Genomic DNA, 20634 nt, shown 5'->3' on the forward strand with positions numbered 1-20634 from the left:
CGCCGGTTACGGCACGACCTTCTCGATCTTGACGCTGCCCAGGCCCGCGACGGTGCCGCGCGCGTTGACCAGCTGGACCTGGCCGAAGAACTCGCGGCCCTCGGGAGCGGCCGCCGCGGCGGTGACGCTGCCCGAGACCGTCGCCGAGTCGCCCGTGCCGAGCTTCACCGCGGAACCGTCGACGCTCACGCTGCCGAGCGAGGCGGAGAAGAACACGTCCCGGTAGTCGTAGGCGGTGGTGCCGGACGGCACGCCGTAGCCGACGACCTCGATCGTGTAGGTGCCGGCGGCCGGGGAGGGCACGGAGACCGACTCCTCCGAGTCGCCGTCGGCGGAGCTGCCGACCTGCTTGCCGGCCGCGTCGTAGACCGCCAGGTCCAGGTCGGCGGCGGCGTCCGAGACGTTGCCGATGGCGACGTCCAGGGACTTCGCACCCGCGGGGACCTCGACCGTCGTGGTCTGCGCCTCACCCTGCTTGATCGACGGGCGGGCCGTCTTGGCCGAGCCCAGCGGGCCGCCGGCCAGCTTGCCGTCGATCGCCGCGAGGCGGTTCGTCACCTTCCAGGAGGCGGTGGCCGGGGTGCCGACCTTCGCCTCGGGCACGGTCACGGTCTCCGGCTCGAAGGCCGCGCCGAGGACGGCGACGTCCAGCTTGTACGGGTTGTCCAGCAGCGGCGACGTACGGCGCGACTCGACCTCGATCTCCCACACGCCGGGCTGCGGGTCGGCGTAGGACCGTACGTCCGGGCGGCAGGTGTTCGCCGGGTTCGGGTAGTTCGGGTAGCAGTTGATCGTCGACGTCGGGTCGGCGGGGGTGCCGTACGGGTGGATGGAGATGAACCGGGTCTGGCTCTTGTCCTTCAGCCCGCTCATCGCGACCTCGAGGGTCCTGGCGCCCTCGGGGACCGTGACGAAGTAGTGCTGCGAGCTGTTGCGCTGCACCGAACCCGCCGCCGAGAAGCTGTACTTCAGCGGCTGCGCGACGACCACGGTGTGCAGGACCTGCTTGTCGATGCCCTCGGTCCGCGGGTCGTCGACCTCCAGGATCGCGCTCTTGAGGCCCGCGGACTTCGGCGCGGCCTGGACCTTGACGGTGACCGGCTTGTTCAGCGGCAGCTTCACCTCGTCGGAGCCGACGATGCGGAACGTGCCGCCCGCGTTGTTCTCGAAGTGCAGCTCGTGCCGGATCGCCTTGTCGGCGCCGGACGTACGCGTGATGGTGACCTCGTAGGTCTTCTTCTGACCGGCCTTCAGGCCGCCCTCACGGTCGTAGAGGCCCGTGCCGAAGCCCGGGGTCTTCAGGAACTGGTCGATCGCGGTGTCGACCGGGGCCTTGACCGTGTACGCGTGCGAGGTGGCGCCGTCGCGGATGGCGTCCCAGGCGTCCTCGATGTTCATCAGGCCCGCGCCCTCTTCGTACGCCTGCACACCCTTGATGTGGTCGGCGGTCGAGGTGAGGGCCGTGCGCAGGGTCGCCGGGGTGAGGTCGATCCGCTTCTGCTTCGCGGCCGACAGCAGCAGCGCGGCGGCGCCGGCGGCCTGCGGGGAGGCCATCGAGGTGCCCTGCAGCATGCCGTAGCCCGCAGGGAGGGAGTAGCCCGCCTCGGCGACCGGGGCGCCCGGCAGCCACGTCTGGATGGTGTTGATCGCGGCACCCGGGGCGACCAGGGTCGGGGTGAAGCCGCCGTCCTCACGCGGGCCGCGCGAGGAGAACGGCATCATCGCGTACTTCTTCTCCACGACCGAGCCGTAGTTGGCGGCCCAGGTCTCCTTGGAGACGGACGCGCCGACCGAGATGACCTTGTCGGCCAGGGCCGGGTCGCCGATGGTGTTGGCGCCGGGGCCGGAGTTGCCCGCGGAGATCACCAGCTGGACGCCGTACTCGTCGATGAGGCGCGTGTACAGCTCGGCGCGCGCGTTGTTGCCGTCGTTCAGCGCCGGCAGGCCGCCGATCGACATGTTGACGATGTCGACGCCGCGCTTGGTGACGAGGTCGATCATGCCCTCGGTCAGCGCCACGTTGGTGCAGCCGCCGGACCAGGTGCAGGCGCGCGAGGAGACCAGCTTGGCGCCGGGCGCGGCACCGTCCATCTTCCCGCCGAACAGGCCGTTGGCGGCGGTGATGCCGGCGACGTGCGTGCCGTGCTCTGACTCGATGACGCCGATGTTGACGAAGTCGGCCTTGGCGCCGGCCGCGTTGAGGACGACGTCCTTGCGGATCTCGACCACGAACGGCTGCCGCTCGGCGACGTCCGTCTTCGGGTCGTCGGTGCCGAAGTACCCGATCTGGAAGCCGTCCTTGTACGGCTTCATCGGGGTGTCGTCGCCGAAGTCGCGGTTGTCGTTGAGGTCGACGCGGACCGTGCCCGTCGCCGGGTCGTACAGCACGCCCCAGTCGTCGGTGGTGTCGCCGTCGCGGTTGGCGTCGCCCGCCGCGTCACCGCCGGTGGTGTACGACTCCTTGAAGGTGCTGATCCGGTAGGAACCGGCCGGTGCCGTCCAGGCCGAGCCGTCGTGCGTGAAGGTGGGACCCGCGACGGAGGTGTCCATCCGGCGCCAGGTGTTGTCGCCGTCGACGACCGGGTCCGTCGCCGTCACCCAGTCGACGATCTTCCGCTCGCCGGTGGTGGTCTTCTGCAGCGCCGGGTGGCCGAGGTCCACGCCGGAGTCCAGGATGCCGATGGTGATGCCGCGGCCGTCGGCCTTCGGGTGGTCCTCCACGAAGTCGACCGCGCCCGTCTCGAAGGACGGGTTGTACGGGTTCTCGGCCGGGGTCTTCTTGCCCGGCGCCGGGTAGGTGCCCGTCGCCTCGGCACCCTTGGCGGTGTCCGCGCTCGGCGTCGGGTCGTCCAGCGGGATCTCCTCGCGCAGGTCGATGCCGTGCACGGAGGAGAGCTTGGTCGCCGCGGCGATGGCCGAGTCCGCCTTGGCGGTCGGGACGGTGGCGCGGACGTAGCCCAGCTTGTCGTCGGCCCGGCCCACCAGGCCGCCCTTGACCGCGTCGAGCTGCCCGGCGACCTGCTCGGTCTGCCCGGGCGCCGTGGCGATCATCATGGTGACGGTCTTGTCACCGTCGGCCTTGGCCTCGGCGAGCAGGTCCGCGTCGTCCGAACCGAGCTTGTCGTGCGCGGACTTGACGTCGGCGTCGGCCGGGGCGGACGCGCCCGGCTCGTCGGCGGCGAAGGCCAGCGGGACCGGCCCGGCCGCGGAGAGCGCGGCGACGAGACCGGCGGCCACGGCGATGCGCGCCACACGTCTCCGGCTCGATATCGGATCACGCTGGGAGCTGTTGGTCATCGGCATCCCTTGCAGGTAAAGGAACGAGCGGGAAGCAACCGGGATCGATCGGTCCTGGTCGCAACGGTCCGGTACGCGAACCCGGACGATCGCACAGCTTTACGCAAGGTGAGGTTCTTTGGGGAGGGTTGACCGAACCGAAATGGATGTATGGGGAAAACCCCCGATGCGTTTTGCGGGCATCGGTCCAGAAGGCGGCGAAATCGGTTAACGTCCCGGAGTGCGACAGAAGTTGAGGGTGGCGGCCTACGCCATATGCGTCCGTGACGGACAGATCCTGCTCGCCCGCTCACCCGCCGCATGGGGGTCCCCCCTGCTCGAGCGCAGCCGAGAGCTTGGGGGAGGCACCCCCGAGTGGGTCGTGCCGGGCGGCGGCATGGAACACGGCGAGGACCCTTACGACACCGTCCGCCGGGAAGTCGAGGAGGAGACCGGCTACCGCATCGAGGTCACCGGACTGCTCGGCGTGGACTCCTCCCGCCACACCTTCCGTGAACGTTTCGGACGCTCCGTCGACCATCACGGCGTCCGGCTCGTCTACGAGGGCCGCGTCATCGGCGGCGAACTACGCAACGAGGTGGGCGGCTCCACGGACCTCGCCGCCTGGCAGGACCTGGACGCGGTGCCCGGACTGGTCCGGGTGCGGATGGTCGACATCGCCCTGCGCCTGTGGCGGGAGCGGCCGGTGACCGGACGGCTCATCGGCACCGCGGACGTGGAACAGGCGCAGGAACAGGCGCCGGAATAGGTGCAGTACCCCGGAAGATGAACACCGAGTGACCGACTCCGGGCCGTTCCAGGAGCGGCCGACGACGCACAGGGTCATCCAAGATCCACGTACGGTGATCGGCGCTGCCCGTTGCCGCGTCGTTTACGCGCAGGCCATTCCCGGTGCCAACGATCGAGTACGAGCGGGACGTTCGCGTGGCGGACGCCCCGCGACCACTGCCGACGCGTTCGCACTCGGGGAGAGAAGCGCATGTCGCGCACACGCTCAGTCGCCGGCTCCGGCCAGGGCATCCACCGCCGTTCCGTCCTCGCCGCCTCCGGAGCGGTCGCCCTCTCCGCGGGCGTCGGCTACGCCCTGCGGCCCAGCGACAGCCGAGCGGCCACGACGGCCAAGGAGACCACCGAGGCCGTCGCGGCCTCCTCACGCCAGGCACCGGCCGCACCGCTGGCCCCCTACACCAAGGGCACCACCCTGGCGTCCGTCTCCGCCCCGCGCACCGGCTCCGGCACCGGCTACCGGCGCCTGGGCGACGGCCCCGGCTGGCAGCGCGTCGTCCGCAGCGACCTGGCCGCGCCCAAGTCCGGCCGCACCGCACGCCGTACCGCGCTCGCCGCGTTCGTGCAGCTGACCGACCTCCACATCATCGACGCCCAGCACCCACTGCGCCTGGAGTACCTCCGCTCGGCGGACATCCACGCCTGGCGGCCGCACGAGGCGCTGACCGTGCAGGGCGCCATCGGGCTCGTGGAGCGGATCAACGCCCTCCGCGGGGCCCCGGTCACCGGCTCGCCGCTGCACTTCGCCATGACCACCGGCGACAACACGGACAACAACGCCAAGTCCGAGCTGGAGTGGTTCCTGAAGGTCATGAGCGGCGGGCGCATCACACCCAACACCGGCGACCCGCGCCGGTACGAGGGCGTCCAGAACAGCGGCCTCAAGCAGTACTGGCAGCCCGACGCCGCCGTCCGCGACAGCGACAAGCAGGTCGGCTTCCCGCACCTCGACGGCTTCCTGAAGGCCGCCATCCGCGAGGTGCGCAGCCCCGGCCTCAACCTGCCCTGGTACTCCACGGTCGGCAACCACGACTCCATGCCGATGGGCTGCTACGCCTCACACGGCGACTCCTACCTCACTGAACTCGCCGTCGGCGGCAAGAAGCTGATGAACGTGTCCGCGGCCGAGGCGCAGCGGCTCCAGTCCCTCATCAAGAAGGCCCGGGATCCCGAGGGGGTCAGCTACCACGACTTCCTCAAGTCCCACGCCCGTGACGCCCGTTCGGTCACTCCCGACGAGAGCCGCGCCCCCTTCACCCCCACCGAGTACCTCAAGGCCCACCTGAACCCGGCCTACCGCGGCGTGGGCCCCGTCGGCCACGGCTACTCCTCGGCCAACCTCGACACGGGCACCCAGTACTACGCCTTCCGCGTCTCCGACGACGTCATCGGCATCAGCCTGGACACCACCGACGCGGGCGGCCACTACGAAGGCTCGCTCGGCACGGCCCAGTTGAAGTGGCTCGACAGGACACTGCGGAAGAACAAGGACTCCTACGCGGTGATCTTCAGCCATCACACCAGCAAGACGATGACGAACACCCGCCGCGACCCGGCCCGCCCGGACGAGCGCCGGCACACCGGCCAGGAGGTCCTCGCCCTGCTCGGCGGCCACCGCAACGTGCTCGCCTGGGTGAACGGCCACATCCACAAGAACGTCATCACACCGCACTCCCTGTCCGGCGGCGGCTCCTTCTGGGAGATCTCCACGGCCTCCCACGTCGACTACCCCCAGCTCGCCCGGGTCATCGAGCTGACCGACAACAAGGACGGCACGATCTCCTTGTTCACCACCCTGGTGGAGTCCTCGGCCCCGTCCTACACGGACTTCTCCGACCTCTCCCAGACCGGCCTCGCGGCCCTCTACCGCGAGCTCTCCCTCAACGCCCCCGGCGCGAACCCGAACCTCGGCGGCGACCCGGAGGACCGCAACACGGAGCTGGTGCTGAAGAAGGGCTGAAACGTCGCCAGGGGGAAACGGGGCGAGCCGCCCCCACCCCACACGAGGAGGGGCCACCGGCACCCCCGGCGGCCCCTCCTCTCCCCTCCTGGTTCCGTCCCCGGCCCTCACTACCGGGGCAGGACCACGACGTACGCGGCCGGATCGCGGCCGGCCGCCGCCATCAGGGCCGTGCGGATCACCGTCGCCTGCTGTTCCAGTGAATCGCGGAGCTTCCTGGGCGTGATGTGGACGACCGTGATGCCGAGCCGCTCCAGATGCTCGCGCTTGCGGGCGTACTCGGACCACATGGTGTCGTCGTCCTGCCGGGGCGCCCGTGTGTCCAGTTCCAGCGCCACCGCCTGCTCGGGCCAGTAGGCGTCCAGACCCCCGAGGTAGGGGCCGCCGGGCAGCCGCAGGTCCACGTTCCACACCGGGTCGGGCAGGCCGTACTCGCGCACCATCCGGTACAGGCGGTCCTCCGCGCGTGCCCGGCCCTCGGCGAGCAGGGACTCCACCGCGTCCACCACGTGCGGACGGCTCAGCAGCCGCGCCTGGTTCAGTTCCCGCACCACCGCGGCGGCCTCGCAGTGGGCGCCGCGTACCGCCTCCGTCATCAGCCTGCGCACGACATCGGCGTCCTGGAGTCCGGCCACCGCGTCGGCCAGGGCGCGGGCCACCGGGGCCACCGGCAGGCCCGTGACCTGCTCGGGGGTGGGCAGCGAGGAGCTTCGGACGATGCGTGCGCAGCCCGTGGAGCGCAGTCGGCGCATCCGGGGGACCAGGACGTCGATCGCCTCCAGGGACGGCAGCGGGGGAGTGCCGGAGAAGCCGTGCAGCGTCAGGGCGGCCAGGCCCGTGATCATCGCCTCGGGGTGGGCCGGGGGGTGGGAGCCGCCCGCGCCGGGCTGGGTGGGGACCCCGGTGCCGCGCTCCCGCGTCGCGTACATCAGCACCGCGTGCAGCCGCTCCTCGCTGGTCGGCGGGCCGGGGTGGAGCAGGACGACGCCCGGGAGGAGCTGCTGCCAGGGCCCGCCGGGGCGGCACTGCTCGTTCGTCTGGGCGGTCGGGACACCGTGCGTGCGGAGCTGAGTGACCGTCATCACCCGGAGCCGGGCTCGGCCGGACAGCTCGTGCAGGGGGCGGGGGGAGAGCGGGGTGTTGTGGTTCATGACCGGGAATTTCCCGCGTCCGATCCACCGCTTAACCGCTGTTACACGTCCGTCGACAAATGCGGACAAGGGCGCACTAAAGGACGCATGTTCGGGTGCCGAAAACCCCTGGTCCGTTCGGGTGCGGGCCAGGGGTTACGGCTGTGATTGCCTGAATTCCGTAACGGTGACGGAACCGCGGATCTCAGGCCAAAGCTGTTAGCCGGCGGTCGCGTCGCAGGCCTGCCCCCGCAGTGCCCGCGCCAGATCGTCCCGTGCCTCCAGCACCAGCCGGCGCAGGGCCGGGGCCGCCTCGCGGTGGGAGTCCAGCCACGCGTCGGTGGCGTCGAGGGTCGCCCGGGACTGCTGGAGCGACGGGAACAGGCCCTGCACCAGGTGCATGCCGATCTGGATCGACCGCTCGGACCAGACGCGCTCGATCGCCGCGAAGTACTTGTCCGCGTACGGGGCGAGCAACTCCCGCTGCGAGCCCTGGGTGAACCCCGCGATCGTCGCCTCGACCATGGCGTTGGACAGCGCGTCCGACTCCACGACCTGCGCCCAGGCCTGGGCCTTGACCGCCTCCGACGGGCGGGCCGCCAGACACCGCACCTGGTGGCGCTTGCCCGAGGCCGTGTCGTCCCTGGCCAGCTCCTCGGCCAGGGCCTTCTCGTCCACCGCCCCGTGCGCGGCCAACGGCTCCAGGAACACCCAGCGCAGCTCCTGGTCCAGGTCGAGCCCCTCGACCGTCGCCGTGCCCTCCAGCAGGCCCCGCAGCAGCTCGAAGTCGGGCTCGGTGGTGGCCGTCCGGGCGAAGAAGCGCGCCCAGGCGAGCTGCTGCTCGCTGCCCGGCTCGGCCTGCCGCAGCTCGCGCCGCGCGCCCTCGGCGAGCAGTCGGCCGCCGGCCTCACGCCAGTCGGCCGCCGCGTAGTGCGTGAGGGCCGACTCGGCCCACGCGTGCAGCATCTGGAGCACGCCGATCTCGGACTCGCGCCCCGCGAACCGCAGCACCAGGTCCACGAAGTGCCGGGCCGGGAGCAGCGCGTCCCGGGTCATGTTCCACAGCGCCGACCAGCACAGGGCGCGGGCGAGGGGATCCGTGACCGACCCCAGGTGCTCGCGCAGGGTCGCCAGCGAGGTCTCGTCGAAGCGGATCTTGCAGTACGTCAGGTCGTCGTCGTTGACCAGGACGAGGTCGGGAGCGCCGGCGCCTGCGAGGTCCGTCACGACCGTCCGTGCTCCCTCGACGTCGGTCTCGACGCGCGCGTACCGCTCGAGCGCCCCCGCGTCCGTCACCCGGTACAGGCCCACCGCGACCCGGTGCGGGCGCAGTTCGGGATGCGACTCGGCCGCATCCTGCACCACCGCCAGCTCCTCGACCCGGCCGTCCGCGCCGAGCAGCACCTGCGGCGTCAGCGAGTTCACCCCGGCCGTCTGGAGCCAGGAGCGGGCCCACCCGCTCATGTCCCGGCCGCTGGTCTCCTCCAGCACCGACAGCAGGTCACCGAGGCGCGTGTTGCCGTACGCGTGCCGCTTGAAGTAGCGCCGGGCACCCTCCAGGAACGCGTCCTCGCCGACGTAGGCCACGAGCTGCTTCAGCACCGACGCGCCCTTGGCGTATGTGATGCCGTCGAAGTTCAGCTTGGCGTCCTGCAGGTCGCGGATGTCCGCCGTGACCGGGTGCGTGGAGGGCAGCTGGTCGGCCCGGTAGGCCCAGGCCTTGCGGCGGTTGGCGAAGGTGATCCAGCCGTTCTCGAAACGGGTCGCGCCGACCAGCGAGAACGCGCCCATGAAGTCGGCGAACGACTCCTTCAGCCACAGGTCGTCCCACCACTCCATGGTGACCAGGTCGCCGAACCACATGTGCGCCATCTCGTGCAGCACGACGTTGGCCCGGCCCTCATAGGACGCCTGCGTCACCTTCCCGCGGAAGATGAACTCCTCCCGGAACGTCACCAGACCCGGGTTCTCCATCGCGCCCAGGTTGTACTCGGGCACGAACGCCTGGTCGTACTTCCCGAACGGGTACGGGTAGTCGAAGCGGTCGTGGAAGAAGTCCAGGCCCTGCTTGGTGACGAGGAAGACGTCCTCGGCGTCGAAGTGGGGCGCGAGCCCCTTGCGGCACAGGGCACCGAGCGGGATCTCCAGGGTCGTGCCGTCCGCGAACGTACGGGAGTACGAGTCCGTCACGTAGTGGTACGGGCCCGCCACCACACAGGTGATGTACGTGGAGATCGGCTTGGTCTCGGCGAACCGCCAGACCCCGTCGGCCTTCTCCCCGGTCCCGTTGCTCCACACCGTCCAGCCCTCGGGTGCCCGCACCTCGAAGCGGTACGGGGCCTTGAGGTCGGGCTGCTCGAAGTTCGCGAAGACCCGGCGGGAGTCGGCCGGTTCGTACTGGGTGTACAGGTACACCTCGCCGTCCTCGGGGTCGACGAAGCGGTGCAGGCCCTCGCCGGTGCGCGAGTAGGCGCACTGGGCGTCGACGATCAGCTCGTTGTCGGCAGCCAGGTCCTCCAGCGTGATCCGGGAGCCGTCGAAGACCTCGCCGGGGTCCAGATCACGGCCGTTGAGCGAGACGGACGTCACGCTCGGCGCGATCAGGTCGGCGAAGCTGCTCGCGCCCGGCTCGTTGCAGCGGAACCGGACGGTCGTGACGGACCGGAACGTGCGGGGACCGCCGGTGTCGTCCGCGCCGACCGCGGACCGCAGGTCGAGGGACACCTCGTACCCGTCGACGCCGATCAGGGCGGCCCGCTCACGGGCCTCGTCGCGGGACAGATTCTCACCGGGCACGGGCAGTACTCCTCGAACCTCGTCGGATACGGCGGATCAGCACGATCCTGCCACGTGCCCCTGACCCGGGGCGGCCGGGAATGACCGGGGCGAGCAGCGGCGTTTCCCCGGGGAAACGGCTTACTCACGAGGAGAGACATGTCGGACAAGACCCCCGTCGACTTCTGGTTCGACCCGCTGTGCCCCTGGGCGTGGATGACCTCTCGCTGGGTGCTGGAGGTGGAGAAGGTCAGGGACATCAAGGTCCGCTGGCACCTCATGAGCCTCGCCGTCCTCAACGAGGACAAGCTGGACGAGCTGCCCGAGGAGTACCGCGAACTGCTGGAGACCAAGGCGTGGGGTCCCGTCCGGGTCGTCATCGCGGCACAGCAGGAGCACGGCGCCGAGGTGCTGGGCGACCTCTACACCGCGCTCGGCACCCGCATCCACAACCAGGGCGAGGGGCCCGGCAAGGAGACGGTCGCCGCCGCCCTGAAGGACGTCGGCCTGCCCGAGTCGCTCATGGAGCACTGGGACGGCACTCGCTACGAGCCCGAGCTCCGCGCCTCCCACAAGGAGGGCATCGACAAGGTCGGCCAGGAGGTCGGCACCCCGGTCATCGCCGTGCCCGGCACCGACGGCGAGCAGATCGCCTTCTTCGGCCCCGTCGTCACCCCGGCCCCGCAGGGCGAGGAGGCCGCCCGCCTCTGGGACGGCACCCTCGCCGTGGCCTCGGTCCCCGGCTTCTACGAGATCAAGCGCACCCGCACCAAGGGCCCGGACTTCTCCAACCTGTAGGGCTCACCCGGCGGGGGCGGCTTCCGGGTTCTCAAGGTCCTCCGGGAGCCGGCCCCCGCCGGCCTGATGGCTCCAGGGCTGGTACCACCGGCAGCCCGGAGCGGTGCAGCGCCACAAATCCGTGCGTTCCGTTCCGAGCGCCTTTCTCTCCTCGGGTTCGAGCGGCCTGAACACCTGCGTGCCGCTGCCGCCACAGGTCGGGCAGTGCTTGTCTCTGAAGAACATCAGCCCCTCCTGGCCATCACCGCCAAGTCCGGGAAGTCGGTTACGACCGCATCGACCCCCATGCGGTAGTACAGCGCGTATTCCGCGAACGCGTCCCCGAAATCGTTCGGTCCGCTTCCCCGCCGGAAGCCGGCCGGGAGGAACTGGTTCTCCGCGCGGAAGGTGTACGGGCCGATCCGCAGCCCCGCCGCGTGCGCGTCCGCGACGAGGGTCGTGCCGGCGACCGACGACTTGTCCGGCCCGATCCAGTCCGCGTACCGCGCGATCTCCGCCAGCCCGGCCGGGGTCATCATGTCCCGGTATGTCGTCGAGGGCAGGTCGTGGGGCCCGCCCGTCGTCCCCAGCGCCTGCCACAGCGGCACGCCCAGGCCCGTCATGCGCCTGAGGCTCGTCGGCTCGAAGGACTGCACGACGCACTCGCGCCGGCCCAGCCGGTTCCGGCGGATCGCGGCGGCCAGCTTCGGCTCCAGCGGCAGGCCGAGGGACCGGAAGTACGTCGGGTGCTTGGTCTCCGGGAAGACGGCGATCGTCCGGCCGTACGTCCGTGACAGCCGCCGCGCCAGGTCCACGACCTCCTGGAAGGTCATGACCTCCTCGCGCCCGTCGAAGACGGTGTTCCGGTCGCGGACCCGCGGCAGCCTTTCCACCGCCCGCAGCGTCTTCAGCTCGGCCAGCGTGAAGTCCTCCGTGAACCAGCCGGTGACCGGACGGCCGTCGACCGTCTTCGTCGTCCGGCGGTCCGCGAACTCCGGGTGGCGGGCCACGTCGGTCGTCTGGGATATCTCGTTCTCGTGCCGGACCACCAGCACGTGGTCCTTCGTCGGCACCAGGTCCGGTTCGATCCAGTCGGCGCCCGTCTGCACGGCGTACGTGTACGAGGCAGCCGTGTGCTCGGGGCGCCAGCCCGCGGCGCCCCGGTGACCGATGACGACCGGGCCGCCCTTGCCGGGTCCGGCCGCCGCGGGGACGGCCGGGGCAGCCGCCGTGGCCACCGTGCCGCCCGCCGCCGCGAGCAGGAGAGATCTCCGTCCGAGCCGCATGTGACTCCCTTTCGCCGTAGGCAGGTTCATGTCCGCGCCCGGGCCCGCGCCTGCGTCAGCCGGGCCAGGTGCTCCTGGTACCCGTCGGTGTAGAGGGCCGCTCGGCCCGGGTCCGGCTCGACGATCCGCGTCGGCCGCGTCCACTCCGCCGCGTCCAGCGGCACCCCGTACCGCTCGGCCGCCGCCAGGACCGCGCCCCGCGCGCCCACCTCACCCTCGACGACCCGCAGCGGTCGGCCGAGCACATCGGCCAGCAGCCGCATCCAGGCCGGGCTGCGGGTGCCGCCGCCGCACACGGCCAGTGCCCCGGTCAGCCCGGCCGCCTCCAGGCAGTGCCGGGCCGCGTACCCGATGCCCTCGCAGGTGGCGCGGACCAGATCGCCCCGGGTCGACTCCAGGGAGACACCGGTGAGTTCGGCGCGCAGCCGGGGCTCGACGAAGGGGGCGCGTTCCCCGGAGGGCGCGAAGTACGGCAGCACGCGGACACCGTTCGCGCCCGGCGGGGTCTCGGAGAGCAGGCCGTCGACCTCGTCGTGCCGCACACCCGTCGTCGACAGCACCCAGTCCAGCGCCGCCGTGCCGACCATCGCGGGCATGGCGCGCAGCCAGTGCCCGGGCCGGTCCGTGGAGATGTACAGGCCGGCCGGTTCGCCGGTCAGATCGAGCTCGGTCGTGGCGACCAGGCCGGCCAGGCAGGTGCCGACGATCAGCAGTCCGTCGCCCGGGGCCGTCACCCCGGCGCCCAGCGCGCAGGCCGGCAGGTCGTACGGGCCGTTGGCGATCCGGGTGCCGGACGGCAGTCCCTCGCCCCGGGCCCCGGCCGTCGCGAGCGGGTCGCTGACCGGGGCGAGCAGCCCGCGCCGGTGCGTGAGGCCGAGCAGCTCCACGACCTCGTCGTCGTACGTCCGGGTACGCGGGTCGAGGAAGGGCATCGAGGCGTCCGACACGTCGGTCGCGGGGCCGGCGCCCGTCAGCCGCTGGAACACCATGTCCTTGCAGTACAGGGCGGCCCGCGCGGCATCCAGCGTCTTCGGTTCGTTGCTGTCCAGCCAGGCCAGCAGCGGCCCCGGGCAGCCCGGGAACATCGCGCTCCCGGTCCGCCGGAACACCGTCTCGAACGTGCCGTCCGCCAGCCAGCGGTCGACCAGTTCGTGCGCCCGTCCGTCCATCCAGGAGGCGGCCGAGCGCACGGGCCGCCCCTCGCCGTCCACCAGCCACACCCCGTCGCCCTGCCCGGTGAGACCCGCGAGCTCCACCGGCTCCGGGACGCGCTCCGTGACCTCGCCGAGCACCGCGACGACCGCCCCGTACACCTCCTCCATGTCCTGCTCCACGACTCCGCCGTGCGGCTTCAGCCCCACCGGGCGGGAGGACACGGCCAGCTGGAGGCCCGTGGCGTCGAAGGCCGCCGCCTTGACCAGGGACGTCCCCACATCGATACCGACGTACATGCGGCTCTCCTCCGGGTCCTCAGGTCAGACAGTGCGCGAGCGGCTCCCCGCGCACCCAGCGGCCCACCTCTTCGGCGGCGATCCGGGCCGCCTTCTCCGCGACCGCCCGCGAGGCGCCGCCCAGGTGCGGCGTCAGCACGACGCGGTCACCGAGCCCCAGCAGCCGGGAACCGGCCGGCAGCGGCTCCCGCTCGTACGTGTCGAGCGCCGCCGCCGACACCTGACCGCTCTCCAGCGCGTCGCACAGCGCGCCCTCGTCCAGCAGCGGGCCGCGCGCCACGTTCACCACCACCGCGCCGGACGGCAGCAGCCCCAGCTCCCGGGCTCCGATCAGTCCCCGGGTCTCGGGAGTGAGCCGGGCGTGCAAGGTGATCACCTGTGAGCGGCGCAGGAGTTCGTCGAGCGAGGTCACGCGCAGGCCGTGGATCTCGCCGTGCACATACGGGTCGTACACCATCACCCGCGCGCCGAACGCGCACAGCACCCGGGCGACGCGGCTGCCGACGGCCCCGTAGCCGACGAGCCCGACGGGCAGGTCCTCCAGCTCCAGACCGCTCTGCTCGTACGTGTAGTACGTCGCCCCCTCCCAGCTGCCCTGCCGGGCCAGCGGACCGTGGGCCTGGGGGATGCGGCGCAGGGCCGACAGCATCAGGCCGAGGGTGAACTCGGCGGTGGCGGCGGCGTTGCGGCCGGGCGCGAAGCACACCCGCACGTCCCGCCGTTTGGCCGCGTCCAGGTTGACGTTGACGGGCCCGCCCCGGCAGACCACGACCAGCCTGAGGTCCGGGCAGGCGGCGAGGACCTTCTCGGTGACCGGCCCCATCTGCGTGACCAGCACCTCGGCCCCGGCCAGCGCCTCGATCATCTCGTCCTCGGCGTCACTGGCCTCCTGCACCTCGGCGACCGGCCCGAACGGCTCCAGCGGCCACCCGAGTGTCAGTTCACCGACCCGCGCCTGCTCCACCTCGCGCCGCACCGCCCGCGTGATCAGCGACGGCAGCACGAAGTGGTCACCGGCGGCCACCACACGCACGCTGTTTCCAGTCATCGCAGAGCATCTCCTGTCTCGGCGTCGAAGACATGGGTGTGCCGGCGGTCGGCGGCGACCCGGACCCGGTCGTCGTGGGCCAGCCGCACCTCGGGGCCGGTGAGGACGACCAGGTGCCGTTCGACCCCGTCGAGGGCGAGGGTCGCCAGGCCCGACTCCAGCAGGGGTTCGTGCGCGACGACCCGGGCGGGCAGGTCGCCTTCGGCGGTGAGCCGGACGTCCTCGGGGCGGACCCCGACCACCACCTCCCGGCCCTGCTCCACCGGCACGGGCAGGGCGATCCGCACCGAGTCGGAGAGGCGGGCGTGACCGTCGCCGGTGGCGATACCGGGCAGCAGGGTGATCGCGGGCTCGCCGACGAAGTCCGCGACGAAGACGTTGGCCGGGCTGTCGTAGATCTCGTAGGGGGTGCCGAGCTGCTGGATGACGCCGTCCTTCATCACGGCGATCCGGTCGGCGAGGGAGAGGGCCTCCTCCTGGTCGTGGGTGACCAGGATCGTGGTGTGGCCCAGGTCCTTCTGGATGCGCTTGAGTTCACGGCGGGTGGTGTCGCGCTGGGCCGCGTCCAGGTGGGAGAGAGGCTCGTCGAGGAGCAGCACGTCGGGTTCGCGGATCAGGGCCCGGGCGAGACAGACGCGCTGCTTCTGGCCGCTGGAGAGGCCCGCCGGGCGGGCGTCGAGGAGGCCGGTCAGGCCGACCCGCTCGGCGATCTCCCTCACCTTGCGGTCGACGTCACCCCTGGCTGCCTTACGGCGGGCCTTGAGTCCGAACGCCAGGTTCTCCGCGACCGACAGCGGCGGATACAGCGCGTAGTTCTCGAACGCGACCCCGATGTTCCGCTGCTGCGCCGGCCGCTCGGTGACCGACGCCCCGCCGACCAGGATGTCCCCGCCGGTGACCGATTCCAGCCCGGCGATCATCCGCAGCGTCGTCGACTTGCCGCAGCCGGAGGGCCCGAGCAGCCCGAGCAGCTCCCCTGACCGGAGGCTCAGATCGATCCCGCGGACGGCGTCCACGGAGGGCCGCCCTCTCGACCGATAGGTCTTACGCAGCTCACGTAGCTCCAGTCCCGTTCCGCTCGTCATGGCCGCCCTTCGTCGCGCAAACCTCGTAACGGACCTTGTGCTCGTCCAGGTCCCGCAGTGCCTCCGGCGACGCCCCGTCGTCCACGAGGAGCAGGTCGAAGCGGGACAGCGGGACGACCCGGTGCAGGGCGACCCGGCCGAGCTTGGTGTGGTCGATCAACAGGACGTTCCGCGCGGCCGCGTCGAGCATCGCCCGCTTCACGGACACGATGTGCTGTTCCTGGTGGTAGGCGTAACCCCCTTGGACCGCCGACGTCGACGCGAAGCACACGTCCACCCGGAGCTGCTCGACCGCCTCCACGCACGACACCCCCAGGAACGAGGAGTGCAGCCGGTCGTAGTCGCCGCCGAGCGCCATCAGATGGATGCCCCGCTGGTCGGCCAGCAGGTTGATCGCCTCCAGGAAGTTGGTGACGACCGTCAGCGGCGTGACCTCGCCCGTGCGCAGCCGCCGGGCTATCTCCAGGGTGGAGGTGGAGTCGTCCAGCAGGATCGCCATGCCGGGCTCCACCATCCGCAGCGCCCGTTCGGCCACGGCGGCCTTCTCGGCCCGCATCGTCTTCAGCCGGTACTGCACGTTCGACTCGAAGACCCCCGACGGCTGCGCCGTCACCCCGCCCCGGAACTTCCTCACGATGCCCTGACGTTCGAGCTCGTCGAGGTCCCGGTGGATGGTCATCAGGCTCACCCCGAACCGCTCGGCGAGTTCCGCCGCGGTCGCCGAACCGTCGGCCAGCACCTGCTCGGCCATGGCGGCCTGCCGTGCCGCGGGCCCCTGCTGTCCACCACTGCTGCTGCTCATGGTCGTGTCTCTATCCGTCGTCCCGGTCGCTCCGGCCGGTCGGCCTCGAACAGCAGCAGGTTCTCAGGCCGGACCGTGAGCCGTACCGGATCGTCCGGACGAAGGCGTGCCGCGTCCGCCCTGGGCGCCACCAGCGACACCCGCCGGCCCCCGGCCCCGAGCCGGACGGTGACCTCGACGGACCGCCCGAGCACCTCGGTGACGTACACGGTCCCGGTGAGCTCGTGGCCCTCCCCGTGCAGGGCGATGTCCCGGGGACGCAGACCGACCAGGACCTCGGCGCCCTCGGGGGCCTGCGCCCGCACGGGCAGTTCCATCCCGCCGTCCGACCGCACGCCGCTCTGCGTCACCACCCCCGGCAGCAGGTTGATCCGGGGCCGCCCGAAGGCCCGCGCGACCTCCGTGTCGCAGGGCCGGTACCAGATCTCCTCCCGCGTGCCCGTCTGCACGATCCGCCCCTGGCGGATCACCCCGATCCGGTCACCGAGCGCCAGCGCCTCGACGGAGTCGTGGGTGACGTACAGGGTGGTGGTGTGCCGCACCTCCCCGATGGCCTTCAGCTCGGCCCGCATCTGCTGGCGCAGCTTGGCGTCCAGGTGGGAGAGCGGCTCGTCGAGCAGGAACGCCCGCGCCGGCCGCACCAGCACCCGCCCGAGCGCCACCCGCTGCCGCTGCCCGTTGGACAACTGGCCCACGGGCCGGTCCAGCAGCCCGGAGATGCCCAGGAGTTCGGCGACCGCGCCGATCCGCTGCCGGGCCTCTGCGGCGGGCAGCCGGTGCCGGGGCGAGCGCAGGGGGGAGGCGAGGTTGTCGTAGGCCGAGCGGTGCGGATAGAGGGCGTAGCTCTCGAAGCACATCGCCACGCCCCGGTCGTACGGTTCCACGCCCCGCATGTCCGTGCCGTCGAGCACGACCGTGCCGGAGTCGGGCTGTTCCAGCCCGGCGACGGTCTTCAAGGTGGTGGTCTTGCCCGCGCCGGACGGCCCGAGCAGACAGAAGAACTCGCCTTCCCGCACCTCCAGTTCGAGCCCGTCGAGCGCGACGGTCCTCCCGTACGCCTTCCGGATCCCGCTCAGCGTGATCACGACTTCACCGCCCCGAACGACAGGCCCCGCACCAGATACCGCTGGATCGTCAGCGCCAGCAGCAGCGGCGGTACGACGGACACGAGTGCGGCGGCGGCCGTCAGGTTGTACTTGGGCCGGTCGCCACCGAGGAAGGACAGCGCCCCGACGGTCACGGTCTGGGCCTCGTTGGAGGTGAGGATCAGCGGGAAGACGAAGTTGTTCCAGGCGAAGATGAAGGCCAGCAGCGACACGGCCGCGATGCCCGGCTTGACGAGAGGGAGGGCGACGCGGAAGAACGCCTGTTTGCGGGTGTAGCCGTCGAGCAGGGCCGCCTGTTCCAGCTCGGGGGTGAGGTCGGCGAAGTAGGACCGCATGATCCACACGATGAGCGGCAGGGTGACGAGCTGAAGCACCCACACCATGCCGACGTACGTGTCGAACAGCCCGAGTTTCTGGTACAGCACGAACAGCGGGATGATCACGGTGAGTTCGGGTGCGAACCGGAACGACAGCAGCGTGAACATCAGGTTCTCCGAGCCCTTGAACCGCCACCGCGCCGAGGCGTACGCCGCCGGCAGCCCGACCACGAGCGACAGGGCGACCGCCCCCACCGACACCACCAGGCTGTTGACGAAGAACCGCACGAACGGGATGCCCTCGCTGTCGCCGAGGACCGTGCGGTAGCCGTCGAGGGTGGGGGAGAAGGAGAAGTACGTGCTGAACAGCTGGTCGGTGGGCTTCAGGGAGAGGATCACCATCCAGGCGATCGGGAACAGCGCGAAGAGGAAGTAGAGGACGAGGGCGGCGTCCGCGAGCCACCCCAGCAGACGTTTCTTCACGTGGTGACCTCCGCGGCCTTCCGCTGGATCTTCCCCAGGTGCTTCACCAGCACCATCGCGGCCAGGTACACCACGGCCCACAGCACGATCGTGTAGCTGATCCCGAAGGAGTAGCGCTGGAAGCGGATCGCCTCCAGATACGCCCGGATCTGCAGCACGACGGTCGAGTCGCCCGGCCCGCCCTCGGTCAGGGCGTAGATGATGTCGAACACCTTCAGCGAGTCCATGAACCGGAAGATCACCGCGACCAGCACGTACGGCCACAGCATCGGCAGCGTCAGCCGCCGGAACGTGTACCACCAGCCCGCCCCGTCCACGGCCGCCGCCTCGAACGGGGAGGTGGGCAGCGACCGCAGACCGGCCAGGGCGAGGATCGCCACGAACGGCGTGTACACCCAGACGTCCACGGTGATCGACGACAACAGGGCGCCCGTCGGGGTGTCCGTCCACTGCACCCCGCCCAGGCCGAAGGGCCTGAGCAGGTGGTTGACCACCCCGACCGACGGCTGGAGCATCAGCTTCCAGATGATCGCCGCGATCACCGGGGCGATCATCAGCGGCAGGATCAGGATCTTCTCCAGGACCCTGCCGACGATCGTCGACCGGTGCAGCAGCAGGGCGACGGCCACCCCGAGCACGGTCTCGACGAGCGCCGCCCCGACCGCGTACAGCACGGTCACCCACGCCGAGTTCCAGAAGGCCTCCTGCGTGAAGACGGCTCGGTAGTTCTCGAACCGCACCATGTCCGGCTGCGGTTTGCTCGCCGAGAAGTCGAACAGCGTGTAGTACAGCCCGAGCCCGAACGGGTAGAGGATCCCGCAGGTCAGCAGCAGCGCCGGGACGATCAGGAGGTACGGGCGCAGCGCGAGCCGCATGGCTAGCCCACCTTGCCGGCGAGGTCGTCGGCCAGCCCGTCGAGGACGGACTTGGCGCCCTTGCCGCCGTAGATCTCCTGCAGGGCAGCCGCCCAGCTGGTCGTCGCGTCGAAGAACTGGGCCTGCGGGGTGAACTGGATCTTCGTCTGGTCGACGACCGTCTCGAAGGTCTCCAGGAAACCCGGCAGATGGCGCATCTTGTCCTTGTAGGCGGCGTCGTCGGCGACCGACTTGCGCACCGGGTCGATGTGGTTGTGCGTGATCGCGCTCCTGCGCAGGTGCTCCTTGCCGGTCGCCCACTGCAGGAACAGCCAACCGGCGCTCTTCTTCTTGCTCTTGGCGTTCATGCCGAGCGACCAGATCCACATGTTGGTGGCGAGGGAGCCGTCCGGTCCCTTCGGCCCCGGGTGGAAGGCGATCGTCCCGGAGGCGGGGCTGGCGCCCTTCACCGCCTGGAAGTAGGCCGCCGTGTCGGCGTCGAACAGCATCCCGGCCTTCTTCGCGCCGAGGTCGCTGGAGCACTGGTACCAGGTGTACGACGTCCAGGACGGCGGCCCGCCCCGCTTGACCATGCGCGCCCAGTCCTCGGTGAACGCGACGGCCTCCGGGCTGTTCATCGACGGTGTGAGCTTCTCACTGTCGACCGTGAAGTCCTTCAGCCCGTTGCGGGCGTACATCGTCATGAAGCCGGGGTGGATGGTGGCCCAGCTGCGCGAGCCGCGTACGGCGATCCCGTACATCCCGTCGAAGCCCGCGCCCGACGCCTTCCGCTTGATGGTCCCGGCGAGTTCGGTCAGCTCGTCGAAGCTCTCGGCCGGTTTCAGGCCGAGCTTGCGGAACACCTCGGTGTTGTAGGCGACGACGTTCGTCTCCCAGCCCCACGGCAGCGCGTACTGCCCGCCCTGGCCCAGCGGCGCGCCGGCCTTCAGCGACCACTGGTCGGCCTGGAGCAGGTTCGGGAAGAAGTCCGCCTGGTCCCATTCGGCGCCGGTCGCCGAGGAGTTGCGCATCCAGGGCCCGAGGTCCTCCAGCCAGCCCGGCGGCCCGTACTGCCACACCATGTACGCGCCGAGCATGAAGACGTCGTAGGAGGCACGCCCGCTGGACAGGTCCACGGTGAGCTTGTCGAAGTAGTTGTCCTCGGGGAAGACGTCGTACTCGACCTTGATGCCGGTCTTCTCGGTGAAGGACTTCAGGTCGGCGACGAGGGCGTCCGTGTAGGGGTGCTTGTTGAGCAGCGCCTTGACGGTGGTGCCCTTCTCCCGCTTCCAGTCGAAGGAGCCGGTGACGTCGTCCGCCGCGGAGCCGTCGCTCTTGCTGTCGTCCCCGCCGAACCCGGCACCGCAGGCCGTGAGCAGCGGCGCCGCGGCGGCCCCGGCGGCGAGCGCGAGGAAGCGCCGGCGGTCGTGCACGTGCGTGTCCATCCGTACCTCCACGTGGGGGCGCTGGTTCAACA

The 20634-nt window shown here is 71.0% G+C and carries 15 protein-coding genes; 3 read left to right on the plus strand and 12 right to left on the minus strand.

Annotated elements, in window-relative coordinates:
- Positions 1 to 6 precede the first annotated feature (6 nt).
- On the minus strand, positions 7 to 3297 hold the full coding sequence (locus IE97_RS0112960; RefSeq protein ID WP_030237172.1) for a S8 family serine peptidase: 3291 nt from the start codon (positions 3295 to 3297) through the stop codon (positions 7 to 9).
- A gap of 220 nt (positions 3298 to 3517) precedes the next feature.
- Between IE97_RS0112960 and IE97_RS0112965 the strand changes: the two genes are divergently transcribed.
- Positions 3518 to 4045 (plus strand): NUDIX hydrolase, encoded by a 528-nt coding sequence (locus IE97_RS0112965; protein WP_199809811.1) that lies wholly within the window; start codon positions 3518 to 3520, stop codon positions 4043 to 4045.
- Between the two features lie 231 nt (positions 4046 to 4276).
- Positions 4277 to 6043, plus strand: a complete 1767-nt coding sequence (locus tag IE97_RS0112970) for a TIGR03767 family metallophosphoesterase (protein WP_030237180.1) — start codon at positions 4277 to 4279, stop codon at positions 6041 to 6043.
- 110 nt (positions 6044 to 6153) lie between these two features.
- On the opposite strand, the gene IE97_RS0112975 is transcribed toward IE97_RS0112970, so the two are convergent.
- The gene (locus tag IE97_RS0112975; protein ID WP_030237184.1) at positions 6154 to 7194 is read right to left on the minus strand and encodes a hypothetical protein; all 1041 of its coding nucleotides are present in this window, start codon (positions 7192 to 7194) and stop codon (positions 6154 to 6156) included.
- 198 nt (positions 7195 to 7392) lie between these two features.
- Positions 7393 to 9969, minus strand: coding sequence for an aminopeptidase N (pepN, locus tag IE97_RS0112980; RefSeq protein ID WP_030237187.1), 2577 nt, complete (start codon positions 9967 to 9969; stop codon positions 7393 to 7395).
- Between the two features lie 138 nt (positions 9970 to 10107).
- On the opposite strand from pepN, the gene IE97_RS0112985 reads away from it, so the two are divergent.
- Entirely contained in the window at positions 10108 to 10746 is a 639-nt protein-coding gene (locus IE97_RS0112985) for a DsbA family protein (protein ID WP_030237191.1), read from the plus strand.
- Between the two features lie 224 nt (positions 10747 to 10970).
- Here IE97_RS0112985 and IE97_RS0112995 read toward each other — a convergent pair whose 3' ends face one another.
- Genes IE97_RS0112995 through IE97_RS0113035 form a run of 9 tightly spaced genes read right to left on the minus strand, consistent with a single transcriptional unit; the run spans position 10971 to position 20602 of the window.
- Positions 10971 to 12011 carry a glycerophosphodiester phosphodiesterase family protein gene (locus IE97_RS0112995; protein ID WP_030237197.1) on the minus strand — a complete coding sequence of 347 codons (1041 nt, stop codon included), beginning with the start codon at positions 12009 to 12011 and terminating at the stop codon, positions 10971 to 10973.
- Positions 12012 to 12037: 26 nt separating this feature from the next.
- Complete coding sequence (locus IE97_RS0113000) at positions 12038 to 13462, minus strand: FGGY-family carbohydrate kinase (protein WP_030237202.1); 1425 nt, start codon at positions 13460 to 13462, stop codon at positions 12038 to 12040.
- Positions 13463 to 13481: 19 nt separating this feature from the next.
- Positions 13482 to 14510: a 2-hydroxyacid dehydrogenase gene (locus IE97_RS0113005; RefSeq protein ID WP_030237205.1), complete on the minus strand. Its 1029-nt coding sequence runs from the start codon at positions 14508 to 14510 to the stop codon at positions 13482 to 13484.
- Positions 14507 to 15595, minus strand: a complete 1089-nt coding sequence (locus IE97_RS0113010) for an ABC transporter ATP-binding protein (RefSeq protein WP_030237209.1) — start codon at positions 15593 to 15595, stop codon at positions 14507 to 14509. The genes IE97_RS0113005 and IE97_RS0113010 overlap by 4 nt, the downstream gene beginning before the upstream one ends.
- Positions 15564 to 16397: a DeoR/GlpR family DNA-binding transcription regulator gene (locus IE97_RS0113015; RefSeq protein ID WP_030894922.1), complete on the minus strand. Its 834-nt coding sequence runs from the start codon at positions 16395 to 16397 to the stop codon at positions 15564 to 15566. The genes IE97_RS0113010 and IE97_RS0113015 overlap by 32 nt, the downstream gene beginning before the upstream one ends.
- Positions 16394 to 17482, minus strand: coding sequence for an ABC transporter ATP-binding protein (locus IE97_RS0113020; RefSeq protein WP_030237217.1), 1089 nt, complete (start codon positions 17480 to 17482; stop codon positions 16394 to 16396). Before IE97_RS0113020 ends, IE97_RS0113015 begins: the two co-directional genes overlap by 4 nt.
- Entirely contained in the window at positions 17479 to 18303 is an 825-nt protein-coding gene (locus IE97_RS0113025; protein ID WP_051704942.1) for a carbohydrate ABC transporter permease, read from the minus strand. Before IE97_RS0113025 ends, IE97_RS0113020 begins: the two co-directional genes overlap by 4 nt.
- Entirely contained in the window at positions 18300 to 19178 is an 879-nt protein-coding gene (locus tag IE97_RS0113030) for a carbohydrate ABC transporter permease (RefSeq protein ID WP_030237224.1), read from the minus strand. The genes IE97_RS0113025 and IE97_RS0113030 overlap by 4 nt, the downstream gene beginning before the upstream one ends.
- A 2-nt stretch (positions 19179 to 19180) precedes the next feature.
- Positions 19181 to 20602 carry an ABC transporter substrate-binding protein gene (locus IE97_RS0113035; protein WP_030237227.1) on the minus strand — a complete coding sequence of 474 codons (1422 nt, stop codon included), beginning with the start codon at positions 20600 to 20602 and terminating at the stop codon, positions 19181 to 19183.
- Positions 20603 to 20634: the final 32 nt, after the last annotated feature.

Origin of the sequence: Streptomyces sp. NRRL S-455, assembly GCF_000717875.1 — a bacterium.
Classification (GTDB): domain Bacteria; phylum Actinomycetota; class Actinomycetes; order Streptomycetales; family Streptomycetaceae; genus Streptomyces.

Coding starts and splice junctions, on each gene's coding strand:
- IE97_RS0112970 (WP_030237180.1), top strand. CDS start 4,277: ATGTCGCGCACACGCTCAGTCGCCGGCTCCGGCCAGGGCATCCACCGC.
- IE97_RS0113005 (WP_030237205.1), bottom strand. CDS start 14,510: ATGACTGGAAACAGCGTGCGTGTGGTGGCCGCCGGTGACCACTTCGTG.
- IE97_RS0113035 (WP_030237227.1), bottom strand. CDS start 20,602: ATGGACACGCACGTGCACGACCGCCGGCGCTTCCTCGCGCTCGCCGCC.
- IE97_RS0113010 (WP_030237209.1), bottom strand. CDS start 15,595: ATGACGAGCGGAACGGGACTGGAGCTACGTGAGCTGCGTAAGACCTAT.
- IE97_RS0113030 (WP_030237224.1), bottom strand. CDS start 19,178: ATGCGGCTCGCGCTGCGCCCGTACCTCCTGATCGTCCCGGCGCTGCTG.
- IE97_RS0112960 (WP_030237172.1), bottom strand. CDS start 3,297: ATGACCAACAGCTCCCAGCGTGATCCGATATCGAGCCGGAGACGTGTG.
- IE97_RS0113015 (WP_030894922.1), bottom strand. CDS start 16,397: ATGAGCAGCAGCAGTGGTGGACAGCAGGGGCCCGCGGCACGGCAGGCC.
- IE97_RS0113000 (WP_030237202.1), bottom strand. CDS start 13,462: ATGTACGTCGGTATCGATGTGGGGACGTCCCTGGTCAAGGCGGCGGCC.
- IE97_RS0112995 (WP_030237197.1), bottom strand. CDS start 12,011: ATGCGGCTCGGACGGAGATCTCTCCTGCTCGCGGCGGCGGGCGGCACG.
- IE97_RS0112975 (WP_030237184.1), bottom strand. CDS start 7,194: ATGAACCACAACACCCCGCTCTCCCCCCGCCCCCTGCACGAGCTGTCC.
- IE97_RS0112985 (WP_030237191.1), top strand. CDS start 10,108: ATGTCGGACAAGACCCCCGTCGACTTCTGGTTCGACCCGCTGTGCCCC.